Source organism: Heterorhizobium halophytocola, from assembly GCF_017873095.1.
Lineage (GTDB): Bacteria > Pseudomonadota > Alphaproteobacteria > Rhizobiales > Rhizobiaceae > Allorhizobium > Allorhizobium halophytocola.
Genome location: NZ_JAGGJU010000020.1, coordinates 1 through 16999 on the forward strand (window position 1 = coordinate 1; position 16999 = coordinate 16999).

The following is a 16999-nucleotide window of genomic DNA, read 5'->3' on the forward strand; positions in this document are numbered from 1 at the left end:
ATACCGAGCCAAAGCCGTTCATATGGAAGGCAGACCCCAACGAGATAATCGCCGCTGTCAAACGCGGGCACCAAACGTTGGAATCAATCCACTAGGTCTCCTTGCAGTTGACAGTCCGCACACGCCCCCCAAATTGCCCCATCAATCCGCCAGCACCCGTTGCGAGGGAAAGGTGATCTCGACCAGGGTGCCTTCGTTGGGTACCGAGGAGATGGCGAAATGGGCGCGGTTGGCGTCGACCATGGCCTTGGTCAGCGGCAGGCCGAGCCCGGTGCCGTCGCCGCGCGGGCGCACCGTGCCGGAGACCTGCTGGAACGGCTTCATCGCCTGTTCCAGTTCGCTGCGCGACATGCCGACGCCGGTGTCGCGGATGCGCAGCACCACGCTGCCGTTTGCCTCATAGGCGGTCGAAACGATGATCTGTCCGCCGGACGGGGTGAAGCGGATGGCGTTTGCCAGGATGTTGAGCACGATCTGCTTGATCGAGCGCAGGTCGGCAACGACATTCGGTACGGCCTGCGACAGTGCCGTGCGGATGATCACCCGCTGGCTGTTGGCCTGGGGCTGGACGATGGCGGCGGCTTGCGACACGGTCTCGTTCAGCCCGATGGCGGTGAAGTCGAGCTCCATCTCGCCGGCCTCGATCTTGGAAATGTCGAGCAGGTCGTTGACGATGTCGAGCACGTGACGGCCGGAGCGGACGATGTCGCTGGCATATTCGCTGTAGCGGCTGTGGCCGATCGGGCCGAAATGCTCGTTCGACATGATGTCGGCAAAGCCGATGATGGCATTGAGCGGCGTGCGGATCTCGTGGCTGACGCGGGCGAGGAAGTCGCTCTTGTGGGCGTTTGCCGTCTCCGCCGCACGCTTGGCGCTGCGCAGCTCGTCCTCGGTGCGCTTCCACTGGGTGATATCGCGGATCACCGCGCAGAAGCCGTTCGACGAGGTGAGCTTGCCGATGGTCATGAACAGCGGCAGGAAGCCGCCGGACGCCTCGCGGCCGATCACTTCGCGGCCGTCGTTCAGCACGCTTGCCACGCCATGGCCGGTCAGGCCCGCGAGATAGTCGAGGATCGCCTTCTGGCTCTCATGGGCAAACAGCGTGACGAAGGGCTTGCCGCGGATTTCCTCGCCGTCATAGTCGAACAGCGCCGAGGCCGAACGGTTCATCGAGCGGATCTCGCCTTCGGTGCTGATCAGCACCACGCCGTCGGTTGCCGTCTCCAGGATCGAACGCATTTCCTCGACCTCGACCCTCAGGCGCGCAAGCTCGCCGGCGTCGCCAGGCGCGGGCGCCGGCGCCTCCGAGGGGGTCGCCGCCGCGGGCTCCAGCGGCACCAGCGACATCATCAGCGCATTGGTGGTGTCCCAGCGCACCGATTGCAGCCGGGCCGTGACCGGCACCAGCGTGTCGTCGGCGCAGACCACGACCATGCGGCTGACACGGCCCTCGGCATCGTCCAGATCCTCGCGCTGCAGCAGCGCGTCGAGACCGCCGGCCTCGGCCAGCGCATCGAGCCCGGCATAGCCGGTGAGCCGAAGGAAGTCGGGATTGGCATGGATCAGATGATCGCCGCGATGGACGAGCAGCGCCAGCGGCATGAGATCGACGATATCGGCGCTGAGCGGCACGTCGCCGCGCCCGGTGGCGGCGCCATAGATCTGCAGCGGCTCGAAGGACGCGCCCTTGTCGGCCAAATCGTCCAGCGATGGCGCGTCCCCGTCCCCGTTGCTGGAGAGGAAGGCCGCATCATCGGGCGCATCCTGGCCATCGTCGACCAGCGGTGCGCGGGTGTGATCCGTGGCCTCGACAAGGTTTTCGTCCCGGTCGTCTTCGTGATCGATGGCGTCGTCCTGCGCGGGACCTTCGGCCCGGGCGGAGGATCGGGCGTCCGGTTCGCGGACGGCGTCGAGGGTACGGCCGATCTCCAGGAATGCGGCGGTTTCGCTGACGCTGAGGCCGTCGCGGCGCTGCCGGTGGGTGTCGAGCTGGATGACCTTGTCGGACTCCGGCGCGAGCATGCTGGCGGTAAAGAGCGGTGGCGGCTCGGGCGGCGCCGGCGGCTCGCCTTGTTCCGGCGCGACTGCCGGTTCGCCGTCGATCGCCTGTCCGGCCTGCAGGTCGGCCCCATCGTCCTCCACGGCAACATCGTTTGCGGTGAAGGTTTGCGCCGTATCCGTGTCGTCGCCGGTCAGCGGCTGATGCAGCTCGTCGGCCAGCCTGTCATTCGCCGTGTCGCCGCTCGGCTGCACATCGGTCTCGACCGTCTCGTCGATGAGGCTAGTTGCGGCTTGGGATGTCGCGATTTCCTGGACGTCGAGGGCTGGTGTGCCGCCGGCGTCTGCCAGCATCAGGCCCGTGGCAAAGGGGTCCTCGGCGGCGTCGCCGACGCGCACGACGCCAAAGCCGCGAAAGCCGTCGAATTCGCGGTTGCGGGTATAGGTGGGCAGGGCTGCGAGATCGACCGGCACGCGCAGGCTGGTGCCTTCGACAGGCCAGTGAATGGTCTTGCCAGACCAGGTGTCGCGACGGCCGAGCAATTCGCGCAGCTTGCCCTCGGGATCCAGATCGAAAAGCGCGGCGAGATCGGAAAAGGCCGTGCCTTCGATGGCCGCCGAACGGGGGCCGACGGCGGCTGCGAATTCGGGCGAAACCTCGGTGAAGCGTCCGAGGCGGTCGATCTTCCAGACGAAGCGGGTGGCGCGTCCCTTGCGATCGAAGACGAATGCGGGCCTGTCCGGCGCAACGGGCAGAGGCTCCGCGCGCGACGCATCATCCCGCGGCAAGGCTGCGGGGAGGCGGCTCTCCTCGGCCGCCCCGGAGAGCGGCGGCGTGTCCTGGTCGTCATCCTCAAAAACCGGTCCAGCATCGGCCGGCTCGTTCGCGAGATCTGCAGGCCGATCGGCGGGCGCCTGCTGCTGGGACAGGCCACCATCGGCGGGTCCGGCTGCAGCCCGGATGTCTGCGGAACGCGTCAAATCCGGGGCGTCTGCCTCCGGCCCGGTCCCGGCCACGGTGTCGACTACCGGCGCAGACGTCTGATCGGTGTCGGCAGCCGGGGCCTGCGCATCCGCCGCATTGCGGGCGGTATCGACCGCGAGCAGCAGATACATGACGGGATCGTCGGAGACCTTGCCGAGTGCGGCCGGCAGATGCCCGCGCGCGGTATCCATTCGCCGCTTGAGAACGGGAGAGCCGGCGCGCGGCAGGCCGGCGATGAAGTCGCGGGTCGCGATAGGGTCGAGCTGCAGCGCGGCGAATTCGGCGGAGGCGGCGATCACCGCGCCCTGGCCGTCGAGCACTGCCATGTGGGTGTCGGGCTCGTCGAAGCCCGCCAGCATCTCGGTGGCGAGATCGACGGAGCCGCGGCCGGCGCCGGTGCGCGGCACGCTGAACAGAATGACCGGTTCGCCGGGATGGATCTCGACGAGTTCGACCCGGGCCTGCAGCGCCAGGCTGCGAAAGCCGGTGGCGATGCGCATGACCAGATTATGCACCTGGCCGCTGCGCTTCAGCTGGCCGGCGGTGGCGGCAAGCTGGCGGAAGGACAGTTCGCGGCGGCCGGGGCCCTGTTCGAGGAATTCATAGACCGACGGATTGCCGAAATGGGCTGCGCCCGCGCCATTGGCCCACAGCACGGTCTGCATGTCATGCGAGAAGAGCACCAGCGCATCGCCGCGCGCAAAATGCGGGCGGACGGCACGATGGACTGCAACGTCGATGAATGGGTACTGCACTGCGGGCATTAATGGGGACCTGTCTGCCGTAGCCGTGAGGGCTTTCAATTTAACAGATTTTTAATATCTGGGCACTCGGATTCGTTCCAGACCCCTTCAAAAGCTTTTAAATATCACGGTTAATCCGGCAATTATTATTGTGCGACGCACAAAAATGTTGCAATGCACAATGGAATATTCTAAATATAGGTCATCCAATCAGTCACAGGTGACCTGTGCAAAGAAACTTGAGGAGCATCCCCATGGCCCAGACAGCAGACGCATTCTCGTTTTCCAGCTTCGACCCGAGCAAGATGTCGGAAACCTTCCGTGACTTTGCAGAAAAGGGCGCCGCCCAGTCGAAAGACGCCTACGCCAAGATGAAGATCGCAACCGAAGACGCGACGAAGACCGTCGAGCAGACGATGCAGTCCGCCCAGGCCGGTACCGTCGAACTCGGCCTCAAGGCCATCGACGCCTTCCGCACCAATGCCGACATGCAGCTGAGCCACATGGAATCGCTGCTGGGCGTGAAGTCGGTGGCCGAACTGGTCGAACTGCAGACCGCCTATGTGCGCAAGCAGGCCGAAGTGACGGTCGAGCAGGCCCGCTCGATGCAGGAGACCGCCCGCAAGGTCGCCGAGACGGTCTCCAAGCCCGGCAAGACAGCCGCCGAAAAGGCAATGTCGTCGTTCAAGCCGGTCTGATCGACCGCATTCCAGCTTTTGCGAAAAAGGGCCGGGCGCTTGGCGCTCCGGCCCTTTTTCAACAGCGTGCAGAAAAAGGCTTGAAAAATGCGCCGACTGCTCGTATTCACCCCCTCACAAGCCGTTCGCGGCATTTGTGCGGTTGTAGCTCAGTTGGTTAGAGCGCAGGTTTGTGGCACCTGAGGTCGGAGGTTCAATTCCCCCCAACCGTACCATTTTCCCCTTCCGGGATCGCCATTCCAGATTGGTACTTTCCAGGCGCGTATCGCTCCCTCACCCCCGGTGCTGGCTGCCCGAGCGGAACGTTGGCTGTTTTCGCGCAGAGCGGCACCGCCGCAAGTCAGGCCCTTGGATTGGCATCATGGACCGGGTCGGGGTCTGCAGGCGGGGACGCGTCGGTCGCGTCGGGGAGGGTGAAATAGACCTCCGTTCCGCCTTCGGGACGCGGCCTGGCCGAGATCTCGCCGCCATGGCGGGTGATGATCCGCCGGCAGGTGGCAAGGCCAAGGCCGGTGCCATCTATGCCGCGCGACTGATGCAGCCTGACCAGCGGGTCGAACATCCGCTGGGCGTCGCCCTCGGAGATCCCCATGCCGTTGTCCTGCACCGCGATACGCCAGTATCCGCCTTGGCGAGCGGCCGTCACATGCACCTTGATCGGCACCTCGCTCCGGTATTTCAGGCTGTTGCCGATCAGGTTCTGCAGCAGCTGGATCAGTTGCGGTTCGTGCCCGACGACCTCGGGCATCGCATCCGTGGTGATCGTGGCCACCAGTTCCGAAATTTCCGCCTCGAGGTTCTGCAGCGCGGCCTGCACCACCTTTTCCATCCACACCGGCTCCACCATCGGCAGATGGTCTGCCTGGGTATAGGCGTGCAGCGTCTTGATCAGCCGGTCCATACGCCTTGCGGCGGAAATGACCAGTTCGCAATTGGTCGCGGCCTTTTCCAGATTGCCGTCGCGCAAATTGTTCTGGATGAACCGGCCGAAGCCCTGGATCGAACGGGTCGGCGCCATCAGGTCATGCACCAGTACGTCGGAAAACATCTCCAGTTCCTCGCGCTGCCGCTCGACCTTGCGCTGCAGCCGCATCTTGGCGATGGCACTGTCGACCACCTGCGGCAGGGAGCCCTCCGTGCCCTTGGGCAGGTAGTCGGTCGCACCGCGCTTGATGGCGTCCATCGCGACCTGCTCGTCGCCCTGACCGGTCAGCATGACGATCGCCATATAGGGCCATTTTTCCCGCAGCATGCTGATCCCGTGCAGGCCGTCACCGCTCGGCATCCGGTAATCGATGATCGCACAGTCGAATGGCTGGAGGTCGCATTCGGTGATCGCCTGTTTCAGTTCCGAAGCCTCGACCAGTTCGGCGGGGAAGGGTGCTTTTTGCAGCGCGCGCCGGACCTGCTTGCGATCCCCGATATCGTCGTCGACGACAAGGATCCGGATCGGCTTCGGTCGCGTCTGCACTCCATCCATCACGGCATTTCCACGATCCGCCAGTAATAGTCCATCATCTGCACCAGTTGCACGAAATCCTCTCCGGCGCGTTGCTTCAGAATATAGCCGGCAACGTTGAGGTCATAGGCTGCCACGCGGTCCTCATCGCGTTTCGAGGTCGTCAGCACGAAGACGACCAGGCGCTTGAGGTTCGGATCTTGCCGGATATTCTTGATCAGCTCGATGCCGTTCATTCTGGGCATGTTGATGTCGATCAGCAGCAGATGCGGCTTGCTCGGTTTGTCCCGACCGTTCTGACCGCGCAGGATTTCCAGGGCTTCCACCCCGTCGATCGCGCGGATGATCGGATTGGCGATCTTGGCGCGTGTGAACGCCCGCACCACCGCTTTCGCATCGCCGTCGTCATCCTCGACGAGAAACAGGCTGAGCGCGCTCAAGGGGTTGATATTAGTCTCCATCATCCTCGTCCTGTGGTTTCTGCTTGACCGGCCAGGTGAACCGGAAGGTGGCGCCGCGGCCTTCTGCCGGCGCGATCTCTATCGTGCCGCCGGCATGGACGACGTGCTTGCGCGCGATCGACAAGCCCATGCCGCTGCCTTCGACCTCGTCGCGCGGACGCAGGGTCTGGAACATCTCGAAGACCTGGGTGCGGTAGATTTCGGGGATGCCGGGACCGTCGTCGGCGACGGTGAACACGTAGTGGTCGGCTTCGCAGGCCGCATCGATCCGGATCACGCCGCGGCCCAGGTCGTGGTGCTTGATCGCGTTTCCGACCAGATTGAGAAAGATCTGGGTGAGCGGCATGCGGGGAAGGTCCAGCTCGGCGAATACAGGCGATACCTGGATATCGAACCCGCCGGGCGGCGAGAGCATCAGGATGACGTCGTCGATCAGGGCGCGACCGCTGATCCTGTCCTGGATCGTCGCCTGCGCCATCCGCCCGATGCGCGAATAGTCGAGCAGGTCGTCGAGGAATTTCTCCATTCGCACCACCCGGCTGCGCATCAGCCGCATGTTGTCGAGCATGTCTTCGGTCAGCAGCCCCTGCAGGTCTTCCATCAGCCAGCGCGAGGTGTTGTCGATCACCCGCAGCGGCGCCTTCAGGTCGTGCGAGGCCACATAGGCGAATTCCTTCAGCTCCCGGTTGGCGGCCTTCAGCTTGGCGGTGCGGTCGGCGACCTGCTGCTCCAGCATCTGATGGAACTGTTTGAGGTGCTCCTCCGCCTCCAGCCGCCGGGTGATATCGATGAGCGAGATATTGGTCATCGTGCCTTTCTCGTTCTCCGTCGGGGCCAGGCGCAGCTCGACGGAAAACAGGCGGCCGGTGGAATGGCGGGCCTTCAGCGTGCGCGGCGCGCCGGCGACGGCGGTCATCGGATCGGCGGTGAGCGCGCTGCGCAGATCCATCTGCAGATCGGTGCCGGTGTCGGAAATCAGCAGTTCGACCGGCTCGCCGATCAGTTCGCTGCGCTCGTAGCCGAACAGCAGTTCGGCCTGCCGGTTGACCAGGTTTATCGTCCCGTCACGATCCGCGACGATGATCCCGTAAGGTGCGGATTCGACCACCTGTTCGAACCGGCGCTCGGCCTGGCGCTGGGCGGAGATGTCGCGGGCGATCTTGGCCGCGCCGACGACATTGCCCTTGGCGTCGTGCACGGGCGAGACGGACAGCGAGACATCGACGAGGCTGCCGTCGCGGCGCCTGCGCTGGGTGTTCCAGAATTCGATCCGTTCGTCGCGCTTGATCCGCTCGAGGATCCGGCGCTCTTCCTCCAGCAGGTGATCGGGCACGATGATGCTGATCGGCTTGCCGACGACGTCGCCGGCCATGTAGCCGAAGAGTTTTTCAGCGCCCAGATTCCAGGCCAGAATGATGCCGTCGGTCGACTTGCAGATGACCGCTGTGTCGCTGAACTCCACGAGCGCCGTGTAGATGGCGCTCTTGTCGAGATTTGGCAATGTGGTGACCAAAGGTTTGGTCCCTCTGTGAGAGCTGTCCAATGCGACCGGTCATGCCGCCCCGAGGGCGGCCCTTGTCATGCCTTCTCATGCCTTGTCATGCGGGTGGACGACTGTCTCTGCGCCCGGCAAGGATATGACGGGCCCGCCGGCGAACGGCGCGTGCCCTGCCCCCCCCGGCGCCAGCGTCAATTGACCCTGATCCTGTTCTTGTTCAGGTCGTCCGCCCAGGCGATCACCTTGCGGATCGTCAGGTCGATCTGCTCCGGCGTGGTGCTTTCCATGTCCTTGACCATGTAGTCCATGGCGCCGCGCCGGGCGGCCTCCGCCTGAATTTTCTGGCTTCCGTCGCCGGTAAAGAGCACCAGCGGCAGGGCTCGCCCGGCCACTTTTTCCTGCAGCCTCTCGATGGTGCGCAGGCCGTTGGCGTCGGGCATGTGGAAGTCGATGAAGGCACAGTCGATCGGATACCGCTCGAACAGGGACAGCGCCTCTTCCGCGCTCGTGGCGGTGAAGACCGTGTAGTGGTCTCCTGCCGCCCCGATCAGTTCGGAATAAAGCCTGAGGTCATCCGGGTTGTCATCGACAATGAGAATATTGGTCATGGCTGGCTCGATTTTATGCGCATCGACAGATGAAATGGTGCTCATCCGTCACGTTGACTGTCAGTTTCGGTATTCGTGCAAGGATAGGGGCAAGCCTGGCATATTCAATGGGTTTGACAAGATAGTCTATCACACCAAAACCACGGGCGGTATCAAGATCCCGTTCGCTGTCCGAGCCGCTGCAGATGATCACCGGAATATCCCTCAACCAATCCTTATCCACCATCACTTTCAAAACCTTGAATCCGTTGATGTCAGGCATGTTGAGATCGAGCAAGATCAAGTCCGGCTTGCTCGCATTCTCGAACGGCGGAAGGTTTCCGAGATAAGCGAGCGCTTCGCGACCATCGCCGACCGCAATAATATTGGCGATGACCTTGTCGCGCTCCAGCATGATCTTGGTCAGGACGACGTCATAATGGGAGTCGTCGACCAGAAGTATGTTAGCCAGCAATGGTTTCTGTGGCACGGGCGATGCTCCTCGAAGGGTGATAAGGAAGATCGAAATAGAAGCTCGATCCCTTGCCGAATTCGGATTCGACCCACAGGCGCCCGCCGTGCCGGTTGACGACCTTTTGGCATATGCTGAGGCCGACGCCGGTGCCGGGAAACTCTTCCCGCCGGTTCAGCCGCTGAAACACGTTGAAGATCTTCTGCAGATGCTCCGGCTTGATCCCGATACCGTTGTCGTGGACGCCGAACTTGACGCCGCGCGACGTGTCCTCGACCGAAATATGCACCTTCGGCTTGCGTCCGCGGCAGAATTTCAGGGCGTTGCCGATGAGGTTCAGGAACAGCTGGAAGATCTGCATCCGGTCAGCGCGTATCAGGGGCAGCGGATCGTGGGTGATGGTCGCATCCGCCTCCTCGATCGAAAGCTTCAGATTGTCGAGAACCTTAGCCAGTTCCTGTTCCAGATCGATATCCTCGAAGGCGAGATTCTTGCTCTCCAGCTGCGAGTAATTGAGGATGCCCTTGACCATCTGCTGCATCAGCATGGCGCATTCGTGGATGTATTTCACGTAGGTCTTGCCGTCGGCATCCAGCTGCTCGCTGAAATCCTGCAGCACCAGCGAAGCGAAGTTTTCGATCGAGCGCGCCGGTTCCTTCAGGTCGTGCGAGCAGACATAAGCGAAGCGCTCGAGGGATTCGTTGGTTCGGCTCAGATGCTCCAGCGTCTGGCGCCTCTCGGTCACGTCGTAGATGAAGCCGGTCATCCGCTGGGGATCCTTGCGCTCGCCCCACATGGCCTGGCCGCTGGCATTGGCCCAGAAATAGGTGCCGTTCTCGCGCCGCATGCGAAACTCGACGTCGAATTCGAAGCCGCGGTCCAGATGCGCCTGGAGGATGTCCATGATGTCGCGCCGGTCTTGCTCGTGGATCCGTTCCTTCAACTCGTCGAGCGAGGCGGTGAAGTCCGGATCGCGGATGCCGAGCATGCGCAAAAGCAGGTCCGACCAGACCATGGTATTGGCGGTGATGTCCCAGTCCCACATGCCGGCCTGCGAGCCTTCGGTCGCGAGCCTGTAGCGCTCCTGGCTGACGCGCAGTTCCTCGAGCATCTGTTGCTGGTAGGTGTCGTCGAAATAGGTGAGTACGGCACCATTCACCCGTCCGTCGCCGTCGCGGTAAGGCTGGATGCGTTCGATATGGAAGCGTTCGCCGCTCTTGAGCCGCCGCTCCTCGAACACGCCGTTCTCGATCACCTTGACGATATTGGTCCTCAGATCCGGCACATCGATCCGCGTGCCGATATTGCCGATGGTCTCGCCGATCGAATTGTCGTTCAGCAGGAAGATTTCAGAGGCGCAGGCATTGTGGCGCGTCACCCGTAGCGTCTTGTCGACGACGATAATTGGGATGTTGATGCTTTCCTTGATGTTTTCCAGGTCTTCATTGGAGTTGGAAAGCTCGGCCGACTTGATCTGCAGTTCCTCGTTGACGGTCAGCAGTTCTTCATTGGTCGATTGCAGCTCTTCATTGGCTGTCTCCAGCTCCTCGTTGGAAGACTGCAATTCCTCGTTCGTCGACTGCATTTCCTCATTGGTCGATTGCAGCTCCTCGTTGGAGGTCTCCAGCTCCTCGACCACGGTCTGCAGGTGTTCCTTGGTGGCGGCCAGTTCCTGCTCGAGTTCGGCCAGCATCGGGTCGGTGCGGGTGCGGCCGTCCTGATCCTCGACTTCGCTGACGATTTCCTTGGTCTGCTCGAAGGAGACCAGCAGCAGCCGCTCGCCGGAATTTTTCAACGGCAGCGGGCGGATGTGAATGTTGATCCGGCAGGTCTTGCCATCGATCACCAGCTTTTTCGGCAGCACCGCCTGCTGGTCCCGTTCGCGCACGACCTTGTAGACCAGCGCGCGCAGTTCCTGGCGAAACTCCTTGCGGGCGATCGAGACCAGATTGGTGCTCGCCTCGCCGGGCGACAGCTGGGTGTAGGGCTGCACGTCGCCATAGACGCGCAACAGGTTCATGTTCTCGTCGATCAGCAGGCTGTCCGGAGACAGGGCGGCGATCACGGCATCGGGAAAATCGTGATTGCTTTTCGTCTGGGCGGCGGGCGTTGCCGGCGTCACATTCTTCGACACCGTCGAGTAGGAGGCCTTGGCCGAGCGGATAGCCTCATAGGAAGACACCAGCTTGCGCTGGTAGATCTTGGCGCGGTTGTCGATCGGCTGAAACAGCGAGGCGGCATTGCCGAGCGCCTCCGACTTGCCGAGATAGAGAATGCCGTTGGGATTGAGCGCGTAATGAAACAGGTTCATCACCGTCGCCTGCAGCTTGGCATTGAAATAGATCAGCAAATTCCGGCAGCTGATGAAGTCGAGGCGGAGAAAGGGCGGGTCGCTGAAGACATTGTGCCGCGAGAACATCACCATGTCGCGCACCGACTTGATGATTTCGTAGCTTTCTTCCTTGTGACGGAAATAGCGGTCGCGGATGTCGGGCGCCATGCTTTCCAGCGTGGTTGCCGAATAGACGCCCTTGCGCCCGAGCGACAGCGCATCGGTGTCGATATCGGTGGCAAACAGCTGGAAGCTGTAGTTCTGCTGCAATTGCCGGATGCCGCCCGCGGCCTCGGCAAACAGGATGACGATGGAATAGGCCTCTTCGCCGGTGGCGCAGCCGGGGATCCAGATGCGGATGTCCGAGCCGGGCCCCTTGTCCGCCAGTAACTTCTTGATCACGCTTGTCAGGCTGGTGAAAGCCTCCGTATCTCGAAAGAAATACGTGACGCTGATCATGATGTCCTTGAACAGCAGATCGAGTTCGTTCGGAGCGCGTTTCACATAATCGAGATAGTCGTCGACGCTGGTCGTGGCACAGGCGGTCATGCGCCGGTTGATCCGCCGGTAGAGCGTGCCGGACTTGTAGTCACGGAAATCGACGCCGGACCGCTCCTTGAGCAGATGCAGCAGTTCATGCATCGTCGAGCGGGTGATCTCCTCCTCCTGGAGGAGTTTCAGATTGCTCGGAGTGCGAATGATCGACAGGATCTGCGGGCCGATCTTGGCGGCCGGCAGGACGAGATCGACGCAGCCGGCGCCGATCGCATTGGCGGGCATGCCGTCATATTTGGCCTCTTCCGGGTCCTGGGCGATCGTCAGTCCGCCCTCCGCCTTGACTGCGCGCACGCCGTGCGAACCGTCCGAGCCGGTGCCGGACAGGATGACGCCGATGGCGTGGTCGCCGATCTCCTGCGCCAGGGTTGCGAAGAAATAGTCGACCGAGGGTTTCGGCGAGAGTTCCGAAGGCGGGCGCGAAAGATGCATCTCGCCGTCGCGGACGAAGACGTCGCTATTGGGCGGGGTGATGTAGATCGTGCCGCCTTCCGGCACCAGGCCGTTGCGCACTTCCTCTACCGTCATCGTGGTCTCGCGCCCGAGCAGCTGCACCAGCATGCTCTGGTGCTTGGGCGAAAGATGCTGGGCGATGATGTAGGTGATGTTCTGGGCGTTTTTCGGCAGCGCCTTCAAGACCTCGCGCAGCGCTTCCAGTCCCCCGGCGGACGCGCCGATGCCGACCCAGTAGAGCCCATCGTTCAACGGCTTGCTGGTGGCTCGCTTCTTTTTCGGCGCGACCGTCGATTTTGCCGGTCGGTCCGACGCGCCGTCGTTAACAGGGGATCGTCGGGAAGCGGCTGCCTGAAGTTTCTTGTTCACACGCGTGTTCGTCCGCCAGATGTTGCACTTATACATGGGGGCGCCGAGATCGACGCGCCGCAGAAATGATCAGCGTCACTATATTCTTTCATTAATGAAACACAAGGATTGGCTTATGTAATTAAGTCTTTGTTAGGTCGCACTATTATTAAAGCAAAGACCCCCGGATATCGAGGGGAACAAGGGTCGGTGTTCGGCTTGGCTGATGCCGGCGGACCGGAGCACTGTGGCTTTGCCGCAGCCTCGGCTGTCAGTGCCTGTGGCCAGGCAGATCTCCGGCAACCCGCGGCTTGGCGCGGAACGAAGCCCAAAAAACGGCTGCTGCGGGGCGGCAGCAGCCGAAAAGGGGGCAGTCGCTGATGTCAGGTGAGGAGAATGGGCTGGACCACCACCGGTACGGCGGTTTTCCGGCGGGCGCGCTATTGCACCAGTTGGTAGCGCACATGGCTGACATTGTTGAGGACGGTGAAGAACTCGTCCGCGCGGAACGGCTTGACCATGTAGCCATTGGCACCCTTGTCGAAGGAATCCAGCATGTCGCCTTCGTCGTCGGATGCCGACAGCATGATGACAGTCACGTCCTTGTAGCGCTTGCTCTTGCGGATCTTCCGCAGCACGCTGAAGCCGTCGATCTGCGGCATGTTGAGATCGAGCAGGATCATGATCCGGTTGCGGTCGCCACCCAGTTCGATCAGGTGGTCGAGCGTGTCGAATATGCGGGTCGGATCGCGTTCGGAGACGAAATTGTTGACGATGCCGTCACGTCTGAGCAGACGTCGCGTCAGAAATACCTCGTCCTGGTTGTCGTCGACCATCAGGATGGTAAGCGCGCGCTGGTCCGTAGTCATGGATAACCTCCTGTTTGGAGCATTGCTCCGAATACCGCCATTCTTGGATGAGTCGGATGATGCTCACCGAACCGTTAAAATTAAATGGATGGGCTTAATTAAAATTTTATTTATGAACGAGATCTAATATTGCGTGCCTGGCACTCGTGGCAATTGCTGGCGCCCGTCCCGGTCGCCATTCTCCATGTTTCTCGAAAAACATTAAATTAGATTTTACTAAATTTCGTTTCAATCCAGGCTGACGGATCGCAAGTCAGCGGGGACGACGACGGATGGCATCTATTTCGGCTTTGGTACTGAACCGGGATCGGTCGCTTCTCCAGGCCTGTGTCGAGCAGCTGACGGCGGTCGACGAGGTCCGCTACAGGCTGACCTTCGAGGAGGACGAGGCGGCGCTTTTCTTCCGGCTCGACAATAAGGATGTCGACTGCGTGCTGTTCGGCCAGATGGGGAGCCGGGAGAGCGACAGGGGCCTGATCCGTCTGATCCGCAAGCGCCATCCGCTCCTGCCTGTGGTCATGGTGGCGCCCGTGACCCGCGCGGTGCCTGCGCCCGGCAAGGACAAGGCGCACAAGGATCGGGCGTCGTCCCTCCACGCCACCATCCTGAATGCGCTCGGCACCAAGCGATATGACCGCGTCGCCGTGCCCGAGCGGGGCTTGCCCACCATTCTGCTCATTGACAACAACCCTGACGACCGCGCGGCGATCCTGCGGACATTCGCCATGATCGACGATCTCGACGTGGTCTGCCTCGAATGCGGCACCATGCGCAAGGCCCTGAAGATAATAGCGGAACGCCAGATAGACTGCATTCTGCTCGACTATGCGCTTCCAGGCTGGACCGGTGTCGAGTTCCTGCATCTGCTGAAGGCCGTCACCGATGAGCCGCCGGTGATCATGATGATCGGGCCGGACGGCGAGGCGACCGCCATGGCGGCGATGCAACAGGGCGCCCATGGCTATCTGGTCAAGACCCGGATCTCGCCGGCCAGCCTGCGCAATGCCGTCGGCAATGCGCTGGCGCAAAGCGGCCTTCGCACGGTGATCAGCCAGCAGCGTGACAAGATCTGCGACCAGCAGCAGGACCTGAGCCAGACGAGCCGGATGAATGATGCCATTCTGGCCGTTGCCCCTTGCATGATTGTTGCGACGGATGCCGACGGCATGATCCGCACGTTCAATCCGGCGGCAGAGCGGATCACCGGCTACAGGGCCAGCGAGATGATCGGTCGATCGACGCTGGCAGCGCTTTGCGATCCCGACCAGTTGGCCGAGCGGCTCTCCATACTGGGCGAGGAGCAGGGACGTCCCGTCGAGAGCGGTTTTCAGGCCATCCTGCACTGGGCCGCGCACGACCGGTCCTTGCCGGCCGAGTGGCAGCTGCGCCGGCGGGACAGCACGCTCTGCCCGGTTCAGATGACGATCACCGCGCTGGACGAACAATCCGCCGACATGCCTGGCTATCTGGCCGTGATCAGTGACGTGACCCGGCGAAAGAAGAGCGAGATCGCCTTGCATCGCAGCGAGCGGCAACTGCGCCTGTCGATGCACAATGCGCCGAGCGGGATCGCGCTCGTCGATCTCGAGATGCGCTGGCTGGAGGTCAACCCGGCGCTGTGCAATCTGCTCGGCTATGAATCCCGGGAGCTGCACAAGGCGGTGCTGACGGACCTCATCCACAGCGACGAGCGCGAGAAGACCAGGACCGATTTCCGCGCCATCTTGAGAGGCCGTTCCGAGACCGTCAGCAAGGAACTCCGGCTGTTGCACAAATCGGGCGGCGAGGTGTCGGTGATCTTCAGCTTCTCGCTGATCCGCTCCGAGGACGGCGCGCCGATGCATTTCATCCTGCAGATCATGGATATCAGCGAGCGCAAGCAGATGGACCGGCTGAAGAGCGAGTTCATCTCGATCGTCAGCCATGAACTCAGAACCCCGCTGACCTCGATCAACGGATCGCTCGGCCTGCTGCTCAATACCCAGGCCGAAAGCCTGCCGGTATTTGCCAGGGAATTGCTGATCGTTGCCAATCGCAATTGCGAGCGGCTGATGATGCTGGTCAACGACATCCTCGATATCGACCGGATCTCGTCAGGCCAGATGCATTTCGATGTGAAGCCGGAGCCGATGGGCCAGCTGATCGACCAGATGGTCGAGGCCAACACCGCCTATGCCCAAAGGTTGGGCGTCAAGCTCGTGGCCGAGAATTTCGACCGGAGCCTCAAGCTGAAGGTCGATTTCCTCCGGCTGACCCAGGTGCTGACCAATTTCGTCTCCAATGCGACGAAGTTTTCCGATCCGGGCGACTGCGTCGAGATCCGCTCCGAGATCCGCGGGGGCCGCATCCGCATCTCGGTCTGCGACCACGGCTGCGGCGTGCCGGCGGAATACGAGCCGCGGATGTTCACCCGCTTTGCCCAGGCCGACAGCTCGGTGGCCCGCAAGAAGAACGGATCCGGCCTCGGCCTCTATATCGCAAAGCAGATGACCGAACATATGGGCGGAGAGATCGGCTACCACCCGACACAGGGCGGCGGGGCCACCTTCTGGGTGGAGGTGCCGCTGGCGGATGCGGCTTGCGGCCCCCCGCCAGCCCACAACACCAACCGGGCGCTTGCCCACTGAATGCAAATGGAGAGCATGGATCATGCCTGAACAAGAGACGCTGCACCGGATCATCCTGATCGACGACGAGCCGGATATTCTCGAAATCGCCTCGCTTTGCCTGGAGACCGTCGGCAAGATCCGCGTCAGTGCGCGATCTTCGGCACGCGGTATCGTCGAATTCATCGACAGGATCAGGCCGGACCTGATCCTGCTTGACGTCATGATGCCGGAGATCGACGGCCCGACCGCACTGACCCATATGCGTGCCGATCCGCGCTTCGACCATATCCCGATCGTTTTCATGACCGCGCGGATCCAGCCCGAGGAGGTGCGCGAATATATCGAGATGGGCGCGATCGGCGTGGTCGGCAAACCCTTCGATCCCATGGGAATTTCCGACGAGCTGAAGCGCCTCTGGTCTGAAAGCCGGGCAAGCGGGAGCGTTGCCCTGTCGGCCGTCGGCTGAACCGGGCGCATGTCGTCGCCCCATCGCGCAGTCACCCCATGGAGGAACAGCTAAAATGTCTGACAGCTTCGATGCCGAGACCGAAGAAATGGAGCGTATGTTCGAGGAGGTGCGCCAGCGCTTCATCCAGTCGCTGGACGAGCGGATGAAGAACACCGAGGCCGCCGTCGCAAGGGCTGTCGGCGATGGCGAGGCCGCCGCGGATGGTGTGGAGCGCGGCTACAAGGAGCTGCACACCTTTTGCGGCATGGCGGGGATGGTCGGATTTGCCGATCTTGGCAGCATGGCCCGCGCCGCGCTCAACGTCCTGTCGCCGGCAAGGCGTGAAAAGCGCGGGTTGGAACCGGCCGAGGTCAACCAGTTCCAGATTCCCTACCAGCGGCTGAAGGCCGGCATCGAAGGTGCCGTCGGCCGATAGGCGGCGGCGCTCCGGGACTTGCCCGCAAGCGAGAAGTAGCGACTTCCA

The 16999-nt window shown here is 62.2% G+C and carries 12 protein-coding genes and 1 tRNA gene; 5 read left to right on the forward strand and 8 right to left on the reverse strand.

All coding sequences use genetic code 11. From position 1 onward, the window contains the following. Positions 1–141: 141 nt before the first annotated feature. Positions 142–3747, reverse strand: a complete 3606-nt coding sequence (locus J2Z17_RS24750; RefSeq protein ID WP_209949462.1) for a sensor histidine kinase — start codon at positions 3745–3747, stop codon at positions 142–144. Positions 3748–3980: 233 nt separating this feature from the next. On the opposite strand from J2Z17_RS24750, the gene J2Z17_RS24755 reads away from it, so the two are divergent. After that, the gene (locus J2Z17_RS24755; protein WP_245224345.1) at positions 3981–4424 is read left to right on the forward strand and encodes a phasin; all 444 of its coding nucleotides are present in this window, start codon (positions 3981–3983) and stop codon (positions 4422–4424) included. Positions 4425–4562: 138 nt separating this feature from the next. Further along, positions 4563–4639: transfer RNA gene (locus tag J2Z17_RS24760), tRNA-His, on the forward strand. Between the two features lie 125 nt (positions 4640–4764). On the opposite strand, the gene J2Z17_RS24765 is transcribed toward J2Z17_RS24760, so the two are convergent. From J2Z17_RS24765 to J2Z17_RS24795, 7 genes are all read right to left on the reverse strand, one after another. Next, the gene (locus tag J2Z17_RS24765; RefSeq protein WP_209949464.1) at positions 4765–5904 is read right to left on the reverse strand and encodes a sensor histidine kinase; all 1140 of its coding nucleotides are present in this window, start codon (positions 5902–5904) and stop codon (positions 4765–4767) included. Further along, on the reverse strand, positions 5904–6347 hold the full coding sequence (locus J2Z17_RS24770) for a response regulator (protein ID WP_245224346.1): 444 nt from the start codon (positions 6345–6347) through the stop codon (positions 5904–5906). Before J2Z17_RS24770 ends, J2Z17_RS24765 begins: the two co-directional genes overlap by 1 nt. Further along, positions 6334–7857, reverse strand: coding sequence for a sensor histidine kinase (locus J2Z17_RS24775; RefSeq protein WP_209949466.1), 1524 nt, complete (start codon positions 7855–7857; stop codon positions 6334–6336). The genes J2Z17_RS24770 and J2Z17_RS24775 overlap by 14 nt, the downstream gene beginning before the upstream one ends. 176 nt (positions 7858–8033) lie before the next feature. Beyond that, positions 8034–8450 (reverse strand): response regulator, encoded by a 417-nt coding sequence (locus J2Z17_RS24780; RefSeq protein WP_209949468.1) that lies wholly within the window; start codon positions 8448–8450, stop codon positions 8034–8036. Positions 8451–8463: 13 nt separating this feature from the next. Further along, positions 8464–8919 carry a response regulator gene (locus J2Z17_RS24785; protein WP_342454460.1) on the reverse strand — a complete coding sequence of 152 codons (456 nt, stop codon included), beginning with the start codon at positions 8917–8919 and terminating at the stop codon, positions 8464–8466. Beyond that, the gene (locus J2Z17_RS24790; protein ID WP_209949470.1) at positions 8894–12610 is read right to left on the reverse strand and encodes a chemotaxis protein CheB; all 3717 of its coding nucleotides are present in this window, start codon (positions 12608–12610) and stop codon (positions 8894–8896) included. The genes J2Z17_RS24785 and J2Z17_RS24790 overlap by 26 nt, the downstream gene beginning before the upstream one ends. Before the next feature lie 419 nt (positions 12611–13029). Then, the gene (locus J2Z17_RS24795) at positions 13030–13458 is read right to left on the reverse strand and encodes a response regulator (RefSeq protein WP_209949472.1); all 429 of its coding nucleotides are present in this window, start codon (positions 13456–13458) and stop codon (positions 13030–13032) included. 272 nt (positions 13459–13730) lie between these two features. On the opposite strand from J2Z17_RS24795, the gene J2Z17_RS24800 reads away from it, so the two are divergent. Genes J2Z17_RS24800 through J2Z17_RS24810 form a run of 3 tightly spaced genes read left to right on the forward strand, consistent with a single transcriptional unit; the run spans position 13731 to position 16951 of the window. Beyond that, positions 13731–16085 carry a hybrid sensor histidine kinase/response regulator gene (locus tag J2Z17_RS24800; RefSeq protein WP_209949475.1) on the forward strand — a complete coding sequence of 785 codons (2355 nt, stop codon included), beginning with the start codon at positions 13731–13733 and terminating at the stop codon, positions 16083–16085. Positions 16086–16107: 22 nt separating this feature from the next. Beyond that, on the forward strand, positions 16108–16533 hold the full coding sequence (locus J2Z17_RS24805) for a response regulator (RefSeq protein WP_209949477.1): 426 nt from the start codon (positions 16108–16110) through the stop codon (positions 16531–16533). Positions 16534–16588: 55 nt separating this feature from the next. Further along, the gene (locus tag J2Z17_RS24810; RefSeq protein ID WP_209949479.1) at positions 16589–16951 is read left to right on the forward strand and encodes an Hpt domain-containing protein; all 363 of its coding nucleotides are present in this window, start codon (positions 16589–16591) and stop codon (positions 16949–16951) included. The last annotated feature ends 48 nt before the right edge of the window (positions 16952–16999 follow it).

Coding starts and splice junctions, on each gene's coding strand:
- J2Z17_RS24750 (WP_209949462.1), bottom strand. CDS start 3,747: ATGCCCGCAGTGCAGTACCCATTCATCGACGTTGCAGTCCATCGTGCC.
- J2Z17_RS24755 (WP_245224345.1), top strand. CDS start 3,981: ATGGCCCAGACAGCAGACGCATTCTCGTTTTCCAGCTTCGACCCGAGC.
- J2Z17_RS24765 (WP_209949464.1), bottom strand. CDS start 5,904: ATGGATGGAGTGCAGACGCGACCGAAGCCGATCCGGATCCTTGTCGTC.
- J2Z17_RS24770 (WP_245224346.1), bottom strand. CDS start 6,347: ATGATGGAGACTAATATCAACCCCTTGAGCGCGCTCAGCCTGTTTCTC.
- J2Z17_RS24780 (WP_209949468.1), bottom strand. CDS start 8,450: ATGACCAATATTCTCATTGTCGATGACAACCCGGATGACCTCAGGCTT.
- J2Z17_RS24795 (WP_209949472.1), bottom strand. CDS start 13,458: ATGACTACGGACCAGCGCGCGCTTACCATCCTGATGGTCGACGACAAC.
- J2Z17_RS24800 (WP_209949475.1), top strand. CDS start 13,731: ATGGCATCTATTTCGGCTTTGGTACTGAACCGGGATCGGTCGCTTCTC.
- J2Z17_RS24805 (WP_209949477.1), top strand. CDS start 16,108: ATGCCTGAACAAGAGACGCTGCACCGGATCATCCTGATCGACGACGAG.
- J2Z17_RS24810 (WP_209949479.1), top strand. CDS start 16,589: ATGTCTGACAGCTTCGATGCCGAGACCGAAGAAATGGAGCGTATGTTC.